This window comes from Actinoplanes octamycinicus (assembly GCF_014205225.1).
GTDB lineage: Bacteria > Actinomycetota > Actinomycetes > Mycobacteriales > Micromonosporaceae > Actinoplanes > Actinoplanes octamycinicus.
The window spans coordinates 5,361,945-5,377,338 of sequence record NZ_JACHNB010000001.1 but is presented as its reverse complement, the minus strand read 5'-3'; the positions used below and the strand labels follow the sequence as shown (position 1 = coordinate 5,377,338).

Here is a 15,394-nt window from a genome sequence, read left to right as displayed (position 1 = left end):
TCTGTCCCATGACAACGACGCAGCTCGAAGTGAACCTGGTCCCGGCGCCGGCCGCACGGTTGCTGCCGCGGCTGCTCTCCGACACCCGCTACGCGCTGACCGGGCTTCCGCTCGCGGTGGCCTCGGTCATCGTCGCGGTCACCCCGTTCGCCGCCGGCCTCGGCCTCGCGGTGGTCTGGATCGGCGTACCGTTGCTGATCTTCGCGATGGCGGTCGCGCGCCGCTTCGCGGACCTGGAGCGGGCCCGCATCGCGACGGTGCTCGGCACCGCGGTGCGCCGGCCGGCCTACCCGACGACGATCAAGGCCCGCCTCACCCACCCGCAGAGCTGGCGCGACGTGGCACACGCCCTGCTCCGGTGGATCCCGAGCACCATCGCGTTCGTGCTGACCGCGACCTGGTGGTCGGCCATGCTCGGCTCGCTGACCTGGGGTGCCTGGGGCTGGTCGCTGCCGGACGGCCCGGGCAACCACGAGCTGCCGGAGCTGCTCGGCATCACCGACAGCTATGGCGGCATCGTGCTCTTCTACCTGGCGCTCAGCGTGGTCTTCGCGATCACCCTGCCCGCGGTCGTCCGAGGTGCGGCCGTGCTCGAGGCCCGGTTCGGCCGGGCCCTGCTGATCAGAGCCTGAGAACCACCTTGATGCAGCCGTCCGACCTCCGCGGCGATGCCTGCCCGGGTGACGCCGGTCAGTTCATGAACTCGCGCAACTTGCCCAGCGCGCCGGTCAACAGCCGGGACACGTGCATCTGGGACACCCCGATCTGCTCGCCGATCTGGCTCTGGGTCAGGTTGCCGTGGAAACGCAGCGCGATGATCTGCTGCTCCCGCTCGGTCAGCCGGGCCAGCGCCGGGCCCAGCGTGATGTGCAGCTCGGTCAGCGCGTAACCGGGGTCGGTGCCGCCGATCGTGTCGCCCAGCTCGGCGTCGCCCTCCGGGCCGACCGGGGTGGACAACGAGGTCGGCCGGTAGGCGTAGGCGCCCTCCAGCCCCTCGATCACGTCCTCCTCGCTGATCCCCAGGTGACCCGCGATGTCCGCGACGGTCGGCGCCCGGCCCAGGGTCTGCACCAGCTCCCCGCGGGCCCGGTTGATCGCCATGTTCAGCTCCTGCAGCCGGCGCGGCACCCGGATGTTCCACATCCGGTCCCGGAAGTGCCGCTTCAGCTCGCCCAGCACGGTGGGGATGGCGTAGCCGGCGAACTCGCCGCCGCGCTCCGGATCGAACCCGTCCACCGCCTTGATCAGCCCGACCGTGGCGACCTGGGTCAGGTCGTCGAGATCCTCGCCGCGGTTGGCGTAGCGCCGGGCCAGCCGACGGGCCATCGGCAGCCAGGCGTTGATCACCCGCTCGCGCACCACCGGCCAGTCCGGATCGGTCCGCGAGGTGGCGGCCAGTTCTTCCAAGCAGGGATCGTCGAAATCGGCGGACGGAAGAACAGTGGACGAGCGCATGACATCCCCTCAATCAGGCGCCGGGGGTCGCGCACGGGCCGGTTCGCGGCACCAGAGACACGTCCCGATGCCTTGAAGCACACCTGGATCGTTCTCGGCACCCTGTTTGACCGATGGCCGAACCTTAGCCGTAGAGCTGACATCCGGCTAGCCGAAAGTATGAAGTCATGCAGATAGCACCCATAAGTTTGACGGATCGGGATTCTGGGCAACGGCGCGGGCCAAACCGTTTCGCGACAGGGGGACAGGCAGATGGAGTTCGAGTGCACGATCGAACGGCACGACGATCGGGTCGTCGTCGTGCCCGACGGAGACATCGACGCGGATAGCGCCGCCGCGCTCCGGCAGGTCCTCCGGCAGGCCGTGGAGACGACCGGTTTCGCCCACGTGGAGGTGGATCTGCACAAGGTCGCCTTCCTCGACTCCACCGGGCTGGGGGTCTTCGTCGCGGCGCGCAAGGCCGCCGAGGCCCGCGGGGTCACCTTCCGGCTGCGCGATTTCGGGCCGATGGTCCGCATGCTGCTGCAGGTCACCCACCTGGAGGAGACGCTCACCGGCGAGCCCGCCACCAATTCCTAGACCGATTTCCGGTACGACCGGAGCTTCCCGGCTCCGGTTCTCAAGTGACTCCTCCCGGGTCCGACCGGCGCACCGCCGTGGGTCACTCCGCTCCGGAGTGGCCCACCGTCATTCCGGTGTCCCGGGCCGGCCGCCGTGGCAGGATCTGCTCCGATCACGGGAGGAGCCACCACGTGCAGCGGATCAACGAACGCCTGGTCAACTGGGCCAGCCTGATCGAGCCGGAGACCCTCCAGCAGGCCGAGAAGGCGTCCCGGCTCCCCTTCATCCATCCGCACATCGCCCTGATGCCGGACGCCCACCTGGGCAAGGGCGCCACCGTCGGCTCGGTCATCCCGACCCTCGGCGCGCTGATCCCGGCCGCGGTCGGCGTCGACATCGGCTGCGGGATGGCCGCCGTCCGCACCCAGTACCGGGTCGAGGACCTGCGCCCGGACCGCGGCGAACTCCGGCTCGCGATCGAGCGGACGATCCCCCTGTCGGCCGGCGGCTACAACACCCGGCTGACCGATTCTGCCCAGAAGCGCGTGCAGCAGCTGACCGCGCGCGCCACCTTCGATCCGGCCCGTTATGCGAAGAACTGGCAGCTGCAGCTCGGCTCGCTCGGCAGCGGTAACCACTTCATCGAGGTGTGCCGCGACGAGCACGGCTGGGTGTGGCTGTTCCTGCACTCCGGCTCGCGCGGCGTCGGCAACAAGATCGCCAGCCATCACATCCGGATCGCCCAGGACCTGATGACCAAGCGCGGCATCACCCTGCCGGACCGCGACCTGGCCTACCTCGAAGAGGGCACCGAGGAGTTCGCCGCCTACCTCGCCGAGCTGCGCTGGGCGCAGGAGTTCGCGCTGGCCAACCGGGACGAGATGATGGACCGGGTGATCGCCTGCTTCGCCGAGTTCGCCGGCGGGCCGGTCGAGGAACGCGAGCGGGTCCAGTGCCACCACAACTACACCGAGCAGGAGACGCACTACGGCAAGCAGGTGTGGCTGTCCCGCAAGGGCGCGATCAACGCCGAGAAGGGCCGGCCCGGCCTGATCCCCGGCTCGATGGGCGACGCCTCCTACGTGGTGTCCGGCAAGGGCGACGCCACCTCGCTGAACTCGTCCCCGCACGGCGCCGGCCGCGCCTACTCCCGCTCGAAGGCCCGCAAGACCTTCACCCGCGAGCAGCTGCGCACCGCCATGAAGGGCATCGAGTTCCGCGACACGGACGCCTTCCTGGACGAGATCCCCCAGGCCTACAAGCCCATCGACGTAGTCATGCAGGACGCCGCGAGCCTGGTGGAAATCCGCCACACCCTACGCCAGCTGGTAAACGTCAAAGGCGACTGACCAAACCCCTTCGCGTACGCCCGCCGCCCCGCCGTCCCCCTCCCTCTCCCCCACCCCGCGCCGCCTCCCCGGCCATCCCCCGGCTATCTCCCCACCCACCCCGCGCCGTCTCCCCACCCAACCCGCGCCGTCTCCCCACCCAACCCGCGCCATCTCCCCACCCACCCCGCGCCATCTCCCCACCCAGCCATCGCCGCGAGCCACCACCCACCAGCCGACTCACCCTCGCTCGGCTGCGGACCCTCACCGCCCCCATCCCCGCCCGAACGGGGACGCCCACCGCCCCAGCCCTGGCCCGAACGCGTCGCATCCCTCGCCGGCCAGGGTGGGTGTGGGTGCAGGGCAGGTGGCCGTAGCGGGGAAGCGCGTTAGCATCGCGGGGTGCCGGAGCGTGGACACCTATTTCGTACGCTGACGGGTCTGGGTGTGGCGCTCGCCGCAGGCGCGGCCCTGCTCTTCGGCGCGCCCGCACAGTCCGGCGAGCCGCAACCACTCCCCCTGGCCGCCACCTGGCCGCAGGCGCAGCGCGGCAGCGTCCCGTCGAAGCTGCCGGACGGCAGCGAGTACTCCCCCGCCCTCTTTCTCGACGCGAAGACCTCAGCCGGCACCGTCCAGAGCCCGGACGGCCACACTCTGCGCCTGATCCTCCGCCAGGCCGACGGCACCATCCGCGAACTACGCAAGGTGCCCGCCAAAGACCGAGCCCCCTTCGCCGCCCTGACCAGCGTCAACCCCACCCCCGCCGCCATCCCCGCCCCGAGCACCAGCGCCGTCGCAACTTCCGGCACAAGCACCAGCGCCGCAATCTCCGGCACGAGCACCAGCGCCGACGCCAGCACAGGCGCAAGCCGCCACTCGGCGCCCGGCTCCAGCTCCGGGTCCGCCACGGATTCAGGCCCCGACCAGGCACGGGACTCCAGCATCGGGTCCACCACGAGCCCCAGCCCTGAACCGGCGCCCAGCTCCAAGACCGGGTTTGCCACGAGCGCGAGCCCTGAACCGGCGCGTAGCTCCAACACCGGGTCCGCCACGAGCCCCAGCCTCGACCCGGCACCCAGCTCCAGCACCGGGGCTGCCACGAGCCCGAGCGGTGGCTCGGTGCCTGGCGTCGGCGCCGCGCCCACCACCGGCGCGGCGGCGAGCAGCGGCGCTGGGGACAGTCTGGTCTGGGTGGAGAGTGTTGATGGGAAGCAGCAGTTGTGGACCGGCGGGCTGCGGCAGCCGGCCCGCATGGTGACCGCCGATGTCGGTGCGATGCAGTTCTACGACTCGCAATACGACCTGGTGATCGCGGACGGCGCGGTGCACTGGGTGGCCAGCGGTTTCGGGGATCAGACCGAGTTCCGCTCGGTGCCGCTGGCCGGCGGCAAGGTCAACGTCACCCGATCACCGGGCACCTGGGCCCTGTCCGCCTGGCCCTGGGCGGTCGACGGCCAGACCTCCGCCCGCGGCGCCACCACGCTGCGCAACCTCGCGACGGGCCAGCGCATCGCCGTCCCGTCAGCCGACCGAACCGTCACCGCCTGCAGCCCAGCCTGGTGCCAGATGGTCTCTCTCAACGCGGACGGTTACTCCCGCATGGAGCTGTCCCACCCGGACGGCTCCGCCCGCCGCAAGGTAGCCGAAGGCACGGTAGCCACCGCCATCACCGACGTAGCCGTCCTGGATCGCTTCGAGGTACTTGCCCGAGTCGGCCCCCAGTCCGAACTGAGCGGCAACCAGGAACTCCTGATCCACGACCTGAAAACCCGCCAGACAATCCTGGTCAGCCCGGATGCCGGCAACATCACATACCGAGCCGGCGTCCTCTGGTGGTCCACCGGCGACCAGTCCTCCTTCATCCGCAACTCCCTCGACCTCCGAACCATCTGACCCCTCCCGGGCAGGACTACGCGCGATACCGGTCAGCTGTCCGGAGCGCTGGCGAGCAGGTCGCGGGCGGCGGCTTCGCCAGCCCCCACGACCCGCCAGCCGACGGCCCAGCAGTGCCGGACGGCCCAGCAATAGCCGACGACCCGGCAATGGTCGACGGCGAGCGCGACCGAACAACAGCGCGACCTGCTGGCGGCGCGACTCAGTCAGCGGCGTGGCTGGTCGGCTGGGGACAGGATGGTCAGGCGTAGGGCTGCTTCGGCTCCTCGATCTCCTGCCAGGAATGGACGTCGAAGAAGGCGACCTGGGCCTGGTTGACCGGGTCGGTGCCGATCTGGGTGCTGTAGACGCCGATCACCTGGACCCAGGCGTCTGCGGGGGCGTCGATCGGTGCGCCGGTGAGACCGATCTTGATCGGGCGGCCGTCGGCGGCGCAGCAAGTGAGGACCATCCGGGCCAGCATCGGTTTGCCGTCCGGGCCCGGGGTGATGAAGCCGGTCAGCTTCACGTTGCGCCCGGCCAGGCTCTTGCCGCCGTCGAAGACCGCCCGCGAGGCGTAGTCGAGCAGGCTCACCTCGACCGGGTCGCCGGCCGGCAGCGGCGGATAGTCCGAGGCCGCGGCCGGCCCGACACTACCCGCCTGCCCAGCCGCGAACGACCCCAGCGCCGGCGGCGAAATCAACAACAAGCCGAGCACCGGCAGCAGAAGCAACCAGCCGACCCGAGGCTCGTGGTGCGCATGCCCGTGGCCATCATCGTGCCCGTCCCCGAAACCGCCGCCACGACCAGAACCGCCGCCAATTTCCTGCTCGCCGTCATGACGCGGTTCGCCGACAGGGCCCGGTTCGCCGCCATGACCAGGACCGCCTCCATTGGTGCCGCCGTCACGTGTGGGGTCACCGCCGGGCACAGTGACGTTGGGCCGCTGGCTGCGGCGGCTGGGGGCTTTCGTCTTGGGGGCGGTGCGCAGGGCGCGGAGGTCATACCAGATGGTCATGACTGCGGCTGCGACCAAGACAATGCCCGCCAGCAGGAGGAACGGTCGCAGACCTTCCTTGACGTAGCGGAGAAAGACGTCGGTGACGGTCGCCTTGATGATGGCGCCGCCGAACAGCAGCATGATCACTGCCTGGGTCATCCGGCTCACAGCAACACCTCGAAAACGCCGTCAGACAGGGCCGCGGCGACGACTAAGGCCGAGACAGACGCGGCGACGACCAAGACCGAGACATGCCGGACCGCGCGACTCACGGCAACACCCGGCCGAAGGCGCCGCCGAACTGAGGCAGGCGCGGCCGGAACGGGCACGGCTGCGAGTAGGCGGACCGCGCAGTCATCGGCAGCGCCATCCTGCGGACGGTGTCGGGCCGTGCCGCATGTGGCGGGTATGGCCCGTGTGGCCGGTGTTGCCGGTGGTGCCGGTGTGGCCGGTGTGGCCGGTGCAGCGGCGGCGGGTGTGGCTGTGGCCGCTGTGGCGGATATTGCCGGTGTGGCTGGTGTGGCCGGTGCGGCCGGTGTGGCAACTGCGGCGGGTATGGCCGGTGCCGCCGGTGCGGCCGGTGCCGCCGGTGCCGCTGCGGCCGGTGCGGCCGGTGCGGCTGCAGCCGGTGCGGCCGGTGCTGCCGGTGCTGCGGGTGCTGCGGGTGCCGCCGGTGCGGCGGGTGTGGCGGGTGTGGCGGGTGTGGCGGGTGTGGCGGGTGTGGCGGGTGTGGCGAGGGTCATGGGGCTCATAGGAGGACCAACCCGAAGGCGGTGCCGAGCAGGATGGCCGCGAGGAAAGTTGTGGGGGCGAAGCGGGCGGCGAAGCGGCGGCCGAAGACGCCGGTCTGCATGGAGATCAGTTTGAGGTCGACCATCGGGCCGACGACCAGGAAGACCAGGCGGGACGTCAGGGAGAACTGGGTCAGGGACGCGGCCACGAACGCGTCGGCCTCGCTGCAGATCGACAGCAGGACGGCCAAGGTGGCCAGGGCGATGATGGAGATGATCGGGTTGTCGGCGAGGGTTTGCAGCCAGGCGGCGGGGATGACCACGTTGATGGTGGCTGCGGCGGCGGCGCCGAGGACCAGGAAGCCGCCGGCGTGCATGACGTCGTGGCGGCAGGCGGCCCAGAACGCCCGGGCCTTGGAGGTGTCGTCGAGGTCGGGCCGGTGCGGCAGCCGGATCCACTCGGGGCGCCCCAGGCGCAGCCAGAGCCAGCCCATCACGACGGCGACGACCAGGCTGGCCAGGCCGCGGGCGACGGCCATCTGTGGCTGGCCGGGGAAGGCGATCACGGTGGCGGTCAGCACGATCGGGTTGATCGCCGGGGCGGCGAGCAGGAAGGCCAGCGCCGCTGCCGGGGTGACGCCGCGCCGGATCAGAGACCCGGCGATCGGGACGCTGCCGCACTCGCAGCCGGGCAGGATCACCCCGGCCATCCCGGCCGCGGGCACGGCCAGGGCCGGATGACTCGGCAGCGCCCGCGCCCAGAAACCGCGTGGCACGAACACCGCGATCACCGCGGACAGCACCACCCCGAACACCAGGAAGGGCACCGCCTGCACCAGCACCGACACGAACACCGTCGCCCACGTCTGCAGGCCTGGGCCGGACAACAACCCGGCCAGATGCCCGCGCAACAGCACCAGCGCGACCAGCACCCCGGCCAGCACCTCGAGCGAGCCGATGCCAGTGTCCTGCTCCGGCTTGCTCCTCGTTGACACGCTCACCAGGGGCTCCCCCATCTCTCGGGCCGCGTTGAAAGGTAGCGCGCCACCCGGACAGCGATTCCACCGCAAACAAAAAGTCGCCCCACGGACAGCGGATCCACCGCAAACCAGAACCCGCCCCACGGACAGCAAATCCACCGCAAACCAGAACCCGCCCCACGGACAGCGAGGGCAAACCCCGACCCGCCACCCGGACAGCGAATCCACCGCGGACCAAAATCCAGCACCCCGACAGCGCCGCTCACCTGATTCGAAGCTGCGACGCCCGTCTAGGGTGGGGGCATGCGGGTGCTGGCGATCGATGCGGGCGTCGCCGGCCTCATCGCTCTGGTGGCCGGCGCGACGGCGCTGACCAGCGAAAACAGCAGCCGGCCGATGGCTCCTTGGGGCTGGGCGCTGATCGCCGCGGCGGTGGTCGCACTGCTCTGGCGGCGCCGGTTCCCCGTCGTGACACTGGCCGTGGCGAGCGCGGCCGCGCTGCTCTACTACCCCCTCGGCTTCCCCGACTCGGCGATGGCGCTCACCTTCATCGTCGCGCTCTACACGGTGGGGCGCCGGCGCGGGCTGCGCTGGTCGGTTCCCGCCGCCGTCGTCATCGTGGCGGCGTTCGGGCTGCTCGGCGCCGGCCGGCGGGACGCGGTCGCGGCGGCGGCCGGGGTCTCCGTGATCGTCTCGCTGGCGGTGCTGACCGGCGAGGTGGCGCGGGGCCGGGACCGGGCGGTGACCGAGGCGCGGGAGCGGGCCGCAGTGGACGAGCGGCTGCGGATCGCCCGCGACCTGCACGACTCCCTGGGTCACCAGCTGTCGCTGATCAGCGTGCAGGCGGGCGCGGCGTTGCACACCCGGTCGGCGGAGCAGTCGTTCGAGGCGCTGGAGGCGGTCCGGGCGGCGTCCAAGGAGGCTCTGGCGGAGCTGCGGACGGTGCTCGGGGTGTTGCGCGGGGACGGTCACACGCTGGCCGGGCTGCCGGAGCTGGTCCGGCGGACGGAGAGCGCCGGGTTGCCGGTCCGGATTCGGGTCGACGTGGGACCGGCCGCGTTGCCCGCCGCGGTCGAGACGACCGCGTACCGGATCGTGCAGGAGGCGCTGACCAACGCCGTCCGGCACGCTACGGCCACCAGCGCCGAGGTGGCGATCAGCCGCACCGGTGACGAAGTCGTGGTGCTGGTCGAGAACGACGGCGGGCCAGCGGCCGAGGCCGCCGGACGCCCCGGCGGCAGCGGTCTGCGCGGCAACAGCGGCGACAGCAGCGAAGGCAGCGGGGGCAGCGGCAACGCCGACAGCAGCAGCGGCAGCAGCGGCAGCAGCAACAGCGACAGCAGCGGCAACATCGGCAGCGGACGCAGCGGCGGCAGCGGCGGTAGCGGCAGCGGCAGCGGCAGCGGCGAGGGCGGCAACAGCGACACCGGACGCGGCGGCAGCAACGGCACCGGGCTGCGGGGCATGGCCGAGCGGGCCGCGGCAGCGGGCGGCACCGTGGACGCCGGCCCCCGCCCGGACGGCGGGTTCCGGGTCCGCGCCCGGCTGCCGATCGGCGGCGCCCGATGATCTCGGTGCTGCTCGCCGACGACCAGACCCTGGTGCGGGCCGGCTTCCGGTCGATCCTGTCCGGCGAGCCCGACATGATCGTGTCCGGTGAGGCCGACAACGGGGAGCGGGCCGTGGCGCTGAGCCGCGACCTGCGGCCGGACGTGGTGCTGATGGACATCCGGATGCCGGTGCTGGACGGGCTCGCGGCCACCCGGCTGATCGGCGCGGACCCGGACCTGGCCGCGGTGAAGGTGATCATGCTGACCACCTACGAGACCGACGAGAACGTGTTCGCCGCGATCCGTGCCGGCGCCAGCGGGTTCCTGCTCAAGGACGCCGAGCCGGCCGACCTGATCCGCGCGGTCCGGGTGGTCGCCGGCGGGGAGGCGCTGCTGGCGCCCTCGGTCACCCGGCGGCTGATCGCCGAGGTGGCGGTGCGGCGGGTGCCGCCGCCGGCCCCGGATCTCGGCGCGCTCACCTCCCGGGAGGCCGAGATCGCCGATCTGGTGGCGCAGGGCCTGTCCAACGAGGAGGTGGCCGGCCGGCTGGCGATCAGCCATGCCACCGCCAAGACCCACGTCAGCCGGATCCTGACCAAACTCGGGCTGCGGGACCGGGCCCAGCTGGTCGTCTGGGCCTACGAGTCGGGGCGCGCGCTGCCCGGCTGGCTACATCCGCGGTAGCGGTCACCGCCCGCGCGAATACCTCGCGAGAGGTACCGACCGGCGTCGGGAATGCGGGAGAACAACGGATCCGGAATGGTTCCCGGCGCACCAGAATTTGCTTCATGAAACGCCGTGACTTGCTTTCCCTGGCCGCCCTCGCCACCCTCGGCGCCTGTTCTTCCGGAACCGGGAAACCCACTTTCTCCCATCGGCTCCGCATTCCGGATCAGGCGCCGGCGACGACCGGACCGGACGGTGCCCGCCAGTTCGCGTTGACCTTGCAGACCGGCCGCAGCGAGATCCTTCCCGGGCGGAGCACCGCCACCTGGGGGATCAACGGCCTGCATCTCGGGCCGGTGGTGCGGGTGCGGCGCGGCGACCGGGTCCGGATCGCGGTCACCAACCGGCTGCCCGAGGCGAGCACGCTGCACTGGCACGGTCTGTACCTGCCGGCCCGGATGGACGGCGGCCCGCATCAGATGATCGAGCCGGGGGCCACCTGGACACCGGAGTGGACTGTCGACCAGCCCGCGACGACCTCGTGGTTCCACCCGCACCCGCACGGCCGGACCGCGATGCACGTCTACCGCGGTGTCGCCGGGTTGTTCCTGGTCGACGATCCGGCCGGCCCGCCGCTGCCCTCCCGGTACGGCGTCGACGACATCCCGCTGATCGTCCAGGACAAGGCGTTCGACGGCGACGGCGAGTTCACCACCGGCGGGTTCGGTGGCACGTTCGGCATGCTCGGCGACACCGTGCTGGTCAACGGCACGGCCGGCGCGCGTTTCGAGGCCACCACCTCGCTGGTCCGGTTCCGCCTGCTCAACGCGTCCAACGCCCGGGTGTACCGGGCCGGTTTCGCCGACGGCCGGTCGTTCCGGGTGGTCGCCACCGACTCCGGTCCCCTGGCCCGCCCGGTGACCACCGACCGCGTCAAGATCAGCCCGGGTGAGCGGGCCGAGATCGTCGTCGCCTTCGTCCCGGGCGAGACGGTCGTGATGGACAGCCGCGGCGAGCCGGCGAGGCAGGCCAACGACATCGAGGAGGAGGACTTCGACCTGCTGACCGTCGTCGCCGCCGGTCGCCTCGCCCCGTCCCCGGCGATCCCGGCCGCGCTCGGCGGCGGGCCGCCACCGGTCGTGCCGCCGGGCGCCCGGGTCCGCCGGTTCTCGCTGAGCGGCTCGGAGATCAACGGCCGGGACATGGACCTGGCCCGGATCGACGAGGTGGTGCCGGCCGGCGCCCACGAGATCTGGGAGATCGACAACACCACCTACGCGCACAATTTCCATGTCCACGACGTGACGTTTCGCATTCTCGACATCAACGGCGCCCCGCCGCCGGAATATCAGGCCGGGCCGAAGGACACCGTGTTCATTCCGAAGAAGGCCCGGGTCCGGCTTTCCATCTCGTTCGGGAAATACACCGACGCGACGATGCCGTACATGTATCACTGCCATATCCTGCGGCACGAGGACCGCGGCATGATGGGCCAGTTCGTCGTCGTCGCGCCGGGCACCGAGTCCCAGGTCTCCCGCACCCTGGCCACCGGCCACCACCACGGCTGACCCGGGGCGAAAGTATCGATTGCCGCCTTGTTTCGGGAGCGTTACCCGCCATAGGATCGATGAGTATCGCTATGAAACGTTTCAGATACTCAGGAGGTCCGGATGAAGGGTCCGCTCGCGGCGCTCACGGCCGCACTCCTACTCACCCCGACACCCGCCGTGGCCGCCGCGGCGGATCCGCCGGTCAGTCTCGGCGGGGCGCACTGGATCTGGTACCCGGAGGGCGATCCGGCGAGCAGCGCGCCGGTCGCCACCCGCTACCTGCGCCGCACCTTCACCGTCGCCGCCGGGGACATCGCGAACGCGCAGCTCGTCGTCACCGGGGACGACACCGTGGACGTCTGGGTCAACGGGGTCCGGCTGGCGGGCTCGCCGCGGACGACCGATTCCTGGAAGCGGGCGATCTACGTCGACCTGAGCGGCTCGCTGCACACCGGGACGAACACGGTCGCGCTCGCCGCCCGCAACAGCGGCGGGCCGGCCGGCGTGCTCGGGCGGCTGCACGCCGGCGCGGTCGACCTGATCACCGACGGGTCGTGGCGGGCGGCTTCCGCCGTACCGGAAAATTGGTCTGACCCGGACTATTCCGACGCCTCCTGGACCACCGCGAGGGATCTCGGCGCCTATGGCGCCGGGCAGTGGGGCAGCAACGTGAGCCTGCCGGACACCGCCGCGGCGTCGCCGGTCAGCGTCACCGGCCTGACGGTGAACCGGCAGGTCAACCCGGTCGGGGTGGACGCGCCACGGTTCGGCTGGCGGCTCGCCTCCGGGATCGGCGGGCAGATGCAGGGGCGCTATCAGCTCACCGTGGGCACCGCGCCGGGCGCGGCCGACGTCTGGGACAGCGGCACGGTCGCTTCGCCGCGACAGACCGATCTGGGGTACGGCGGACCCGCCCTCGCCGCGAACCGGACCTACCACTGGCGGGTCCGGGTCTGGGACGCGCAGGGGCGGCCGAGCGGGTGGAGCCCGAGCGCCCGGTTCGACACCGGCATCACGATGACCGCGGCCTTCGTCGGCGCCCCACCGGCCGGCGACCTGTCCGGGGCCGGCTGGATCTGGTACCCGGAGGGCGACCCGGCGTCGAGCGCGCCGGTGGCGACCCGGTACTTCCGGCGGACCGTCAGCCTGGCGGCGAGCACCCCGCTGGTGGTGACCGGCGACGACACGGCCGACGTGTGGATCAACGGCGTCCCGGTGAGCACCAGTCCGCGGGTGACCGACTCGTGGAAGACCGCGGCGACCGTGACCGTGCCGGCCGGGACCAGCACGATCGCGATCGCGGCGAGCAACACCACGGTCAGCCCGGCGGGACTGATCGCCAAGCTGGGCGGGACGGTCACCGACGGCTCGTGGAAGTCCTCGCAGTCCGGGCCGAGCGGATGGCAGCAGCCGGGCTTCGACGACTCGGGGTGGGCGGCCGCGAAGGTCCTGGCAAGTTATGGCAGCGGGCCGTGGGGCAGCCAGGTGCAGATCCCGGGACCAGCGCCCTACCTGCGCAAAGGATTCACCGTCGGCAAGCCGGTGGCCCGGGCGCGGCTGTTCACCACCGCGCTCGGACTGCACGACACCTACCTGAACGGCGCCCGGGTCGGCGTCGAGCGGCTCGCGCCGGGCTGGACCGATTACACCAAGCGGCTGCAGTACCGGGGTTTCGACGTCACCTCGGCGATCAAGCAGGGTGACAACGCGCTCGCGGCGCAGCTCGGCCGAGGCTGGTATTCCGGAAACCTCGGATTCGCCGGGAGTCAGCGGTATGGCACCCAACCCTGGTATGCCGCCCAGCTGATCATCGAATACACCGACGGGACGTCGGCCACCGTGCAGACCGACGGGTCGTGGCGCACCAAGTCGAGCAACATCAAGACCGATGACCTCTATGCCGGCGAGAGTCAGGATGCCCGGCAGACAACCCCGAACTGGAACAGAGAAGGTTATGACGACAGCGGCTGGACCCCGGTAGTCGTCAAGCCGGGTACTCGCCCCACCCTGGTCCCCCAGCTCGACCCCGGCGTAACGGTGCAGCAGGAACTGCGCCCGGTCAGCATCACCCAGCCCAAGCCCGGCGTCTTCATCGCCGACCTCGGCCAGAACTTCACCGGCTGGGACCGGCTGCGGGCGAGCGGCCCGGCCGGCACCACGATCACCCTGCGGCACGGCGAGATCCTGAACGCCGACGGCACCCTCTACACCGCGAACCTGCGGGCCGCGCAGGCCACCGACCGCTTCACCCTGGCCGGCACCGGAGCGGAGACGTTCGAACCCCGGTTCACCGTGCACGGCTACCGCTACGTGGAGATCACCGGCTTCCCGGGCACCCCGGCCGCGGACAGCCTGACCGGGCTCGCGGCCTGGACCGACGGCCCGGCCACCGGCACCTTCACCAGCTCGGACACCACCCTGGACAAGGTCCAGCAGGCGATCCTCTGGGGCGCCCGGTCGAACCTGCTGTCGATCCCGACCGACTGCCCGCAGCGCGACGAGCGGCTCGGCTGGACCGGCGACATCGCCGCGTTCGGCGCCACCTCGACGTTCAACTTCGACACCTACGGGCTGCTGAACAAGTTCGCCACCGACCTGGTGGACGCGCAGCGCGCGGACGGCGCGTTCACCGACGTGGCGCCGGACGTGCTCGGCGGCGCGGGCAAGGCGGGCTGGGGCGACGCGGGGGTGATCGTGCCGTACACGATCTGGCAGCGCTACGGCGACCTGGGCCCGGCCGACCGGACCTTCGCCGCGATGGCCCGCTGGGTGGACTATCTGCGGTCGACGGCCGGCGCCGACCTGATCCGCGACCAGGACACCTACGGCGACTGGCTGAACGTCAACGACGGCACCGGCAACGACCTGACCAGCACGGCCTATTTCGGCTGGTCGGCACGGCTGGTGTCGCGGATGGCGGCGGCCACCGGGCGGTCCGCGCAGGCCGCGTCCTACGGCACCCTCGCCGATCAGGTCGCGGCCGCCTTCACCAGCCGGTTCGTCGCCGCCGACGGAACCGTGGGGACCGGCAGCCAGACCGGGTACGTCCTGGCGCTCGCCTTCGGCCTGGTCCCGGCGAACCGGACGCAGGCGGTCGCCGACAAGCTGGCCGCCAAGGTGGCGTCCCGCGACGGGCACCTGTCGGTCGGCTTCATGGGCGTGGAGAACCTGCTGCCGGTGCTCGCCGACCACGGGCACGTGGACACCGCGTACCGGATCCTGCAGCAGCCCGGCTATCCCGGCTGGGGTTACATGATCTCCCGGGGCGCCACCACGATCTGGGAGCGCTGGGACGGCATCCGCCCGGACGGCAGCCTGCAGGACCCGGGGATGAACTCGTTCAACCACTACGGGCTCGGCTCGGTCGGCGACTGGCTCTACCGCCAGGTCGGCGGCGTCGCTCCGGCCGCGCCCGGCTATGCCCGGGTGCTGCTCGCGCCGAAGCCGGGCGGCACGCTGACGTCCGCGTCGTCCGAGCTGACCACGGCCTACGGCCGGGTCCGCAGCGCCTGGAGCCGGTCCGGGTCCGCGATCACGCTGCAGGTGGTGGTCGCGCCGGGGACCACGGCGACGGTACGGGTACCCGGCGCCGCCGTGACCTCCGCGCCCGCCGAGGCGGTCCCGGTCGGCGGCACGTCCTACGTGGTGGGCGCCGGAAGTTTCACGTTCACCGCCTCGCTCTGACGGGTTGACCTCAACCT

At 71.6% G+C, this 15,394-nt stretch carries 12 protein-coding genes; 9 read left to right on the top strand and 3 right to left on the bottom strand.

What is annotated here, in order from left to right:
* Window positions 1–8: 8 nt before the first annotated feature.
* Window positions 9–632, top strand: a complete 624-nt coding sequence (locus BJY16_RS23520; RefSeq protein WP_185041742.1) for a sensor domain-containing protein — start codon at window positions 9–11, stop codon at window positions 630–632.
* 58 nt (window positions 633–690) lie between these two features.
* Here BJY16_RS23520 and BJY16_RS23515 read toward each other — a convergent pair whose 3' ends face one another.
* Window positions 691–1,455: a SigB/SigF/SigG family RNA polymerase sigma factor gene (locus BJY16_RS23515; protein ID WP_185041741.1), complete on the bottom strand. Its 765-nt coding sequence runs from the start codon at window positions 1,453–1,455 to the stop codon at window positions 691–693.
* A gap of 252 nt (window positions 1,456–1,707) precedes the next feature.
* Between BJY16_RS23515 and BJY16_RS23510 the strand changes: the two genes are divergently transcribed.
* From BJY16_RS23510 to BJY16_RS23500, 3 genes are all read left to right on the top strand, one after another.
* The gene (locus BJY16_RS23510; protein ID WP_185041740.1) at window positions 1,708–2,034 is read left to right on the top strand and encodes an STAS domain-containing protein; all 327 of its coding nucleotides are present in this window, start codon (window positions 1,708–1,710) and stop codon (window positions 2,032–2,034) included.
* Between the two features lie 173 nt (window positions 2,035–2,207).
* A complete protein-coding gene (locus tag BJY16_RS23505; RefSeq protein ID WP_185041739.1) occupies window positions 2,208–3,365 on the top strand; it encodes an RtcB family protein in 1,158 nt (385 codons plus the stop codon).
* A gap of 381 nt (window positions 3,366–3,746) precedes the next feature.
* Window positions 3,747–5,237, top strand: a complete 1,491-nt coding sequence (locus BJY16_RS23500) for a hypothetical protein (protein ID WP_185041738.1) — start codon at window positions 3,747–3,749, stop codon at window positions 5,235–5,237.
* 241 nt (window positions 5,238–5,478) lie between these two features.
* Here BJY16_RS23500 and BJY16_RS47370 read toward each other — a convergent pair whose 3' ends face one another.
* Complete coding sequence (locus tag BJY16_RS47370; RefSeq protein ID WP_260418800.1) at window positions 5,479–6,375, bottom strand: TIGR03943 family putative permease subunit; 897 nt, start codon at window positions 6,373–6,375, stop codon at window positions 5,479–5,481.
* A 256-nt stretch (window positions 6,376–6,631) separates the two neighbouring features.
* Between BJY16_RS47370 and BJY16_RS23485 the strand changes: the two genes are divergently transcribed.
* On the top strand, window positions 6,632–6,970 hold the full coding sequence (locus tag BJY16_RS23485; protein WP_185041737.1) for a hypothetical protein: 339 nt from the start codon (window positions 6,632–6,634) through the stop codon (window positions 6,968–6,970).
* On the opposite strand, the gene BJY16_RS23480 is transcribed toward BJY16_RS23485, so the two are convergent.
* Window positions 6,965–7,963: a permease gene (locus tag BJY16_RS23480; protein WP_185041736.1), complete on the bottom strand. Its 999-nt coding sequence runs from the start codon at window positions 7,961–7,963 to the stop codon at window positions 6,965–6,967. The two genes, BJY16_RS23485 and BJY16_RS23480, sit on opposite strands and share 6 nt — an antisense overlap.
* 267 nt (window positions 7,964–8,230) lie before the next feature.
* On the opposite strand from BJY16_RS23480, the gene BJY16_RS23475 reads away from it, so the two are divergent.
* From BJY16_RS23475 to BJY16_RS23460, 4 genes are all read left to right on the top strand, one after another.
* A complete protein-coding gene (locus tag BJY16_RS23475) occupies window positions 8,231–9,496 on the top strand; it encodes a sensor histidine kinase (RefSeq protein ID WP_185041735.1) in 1,266 nt (421 codons plus the stop codon).
* The gene (locus tag BJY16_RS23470) at window positions 9,493–10,161 is read left to right on the top strand and encodes a response regulator (RefSeq protein ID WP_185041734.1); all 669 of its coding nucleotides are present in this window, start codon (window positions 9,493–9,495) and stop codon (window positions 10,159–10,161) included. Before BJY16_RS23475 ends, BJY16_RS23470 begins: the two co-directional genes overlap by 4 nt.
* A gap of 104 nt (window positions 10,162–10,265) precedes the next feature.
* Complete coding sequence (locus BJY16_RS23465; protein WP_185041733.1) at window positions 10,266–11,711, top strand: multicopper oxidase family protein; 1,446 nt, start codon at window positions 10,266–10,268, stop codon at window positions 11,709–11,711.
* Between the two features lie 102 nt (window positions 11,712–11,813).
* The gene (locus BJY16_RS23460; RefSeq protein WP_185041732.1) at window positions 11,814–15,377 is read left to right on the top strand and encodes a family 78 glycoside hydrolase catalytic domain; all 3,564 of its coding nucleotides are present in this window, start codon (window positions 11,814–11,816) and stop codon (window positions 15,375–15,377) included.
* Window positions 15,378–15,394 lie beyond the last annotated feature (17 nt).

Bases quoted from the DNA above. Each gene is read 5' to 3' on its own strand.
- BJY16_RS23520 (WP_185041742.1), top strand. From the start codon at position 9: ATGACAACGACGCAGCTCGAAGTGAACCTGGTCCCGGCGCCGGCCGCA.
- BJY16_RS23515 (WP_185041741.1), bottom strand. From the start codon at position 1,455: ATGCGCTCGTCCACTGTTCTTCCGTCCGCCGATTTCGACGATCCCTGC.
- BJY16_RS23510 (WP_185041740.1), top strand. From the start codon at position 1,708: ATGGAGTTCGAGTGCACGATCGAACGGCACGACGATCGGGTCGTCGTC.
- BJY16_RS47370 (WP_260418800.1), bottom strand. From the start codon at position 6,375: ATGACCCAGGCAGTGATCATGCTGCTGTTCGGCGGCGCCATCATCAAG.
- BJY16_RS23480 (WP_185041736.1), bottom strand. From the start codon at position 7,963: ATGGGGGAGCCCCTGGTGAGCGTGTCAACGAGGAGCAAGCCGGAGCAG.
- BJY16_RS23475 (WP_185041735.1), top strand. From the start codon at position 8,231: ATGCGGGTGCTGGCGATCGATGCGGGCGTCGCCGGCCTCATCGCTCTG.
- BJY16_RS23470 (WP_185041734.1), top strand. From the start codon at position 9,493: ATGATCTCGGTGCTGCTCGCCGACGACCAGACCCTGGTGCGGGCCGGC.
- BJY16_RS23465 (WP_185041733.1), top strand. From the start codon at position 10,266: ATGAAACGCCGTGACTTGCTTTCCCTGGCCGCCCTCGCCACCCTCGGC.
- BJY16_RS23460 (WP_185041732.1), top strand. From the start codon at position 11,814: ATGAAGGGTCCGCTCGCGGCGCTCACGGCCGCACTCCTACTCACCCCG.